This is a genomic window from Vibrio sp. T20 (genome assembly GCF_007858795.1).
Taxonomy (GTDB): domain Bacteria; phylum Pseudomonadota; class Gammaproteobacteria; order Enterobacterales; family Vibrionaceae; genus Vibrio; species Vibrio satsumensis.
Genome location: NZ_VFEB01000166.1, coordinates 1 through 265 on the forward strand (window position 1 = coordinate 1; position 265 = coordinate 265).

The 265-nt window shown below is 50.9% G+C and carries 1 protein-coding gene; it reads right to left on the reverse strand.

The genetic code is table 11. The features are described from left to right. Window positions 1–265, reverse strand: a 265-nt coding sequence (locus tag FTW16_RS17960; protein WP_146492027.1) for a c-type cytochrome, incomplete at both ends; no start/stop codon positions are given.

The following is a 265-nucleotide window of genomic DNA, read 5'->3' on the forward strand; positions in this document are numbered from 1 at the left end:
CCTTGCGAGTGCCGCTTTTCCAAGCGTTGAGCTGAGTTTGAATGTAGTCGGCGTGCTGGCTCGCTAGACGTGGGAACTTGTCTACGCCCATACCACTTGGCCCGTGACACGTAGCACAAGCTGGAATGTTTCGATCCCAATCGCCTTGGAATACCAGCTTACGATAAGGGTTATCAATATCAGCTTGTGAGCCGCGCTGTTCTAAATCGCTGAATTCATAAGAAGGAAGCGAAGCAAAGTACTCGGCAACTTCACGACGAACGGT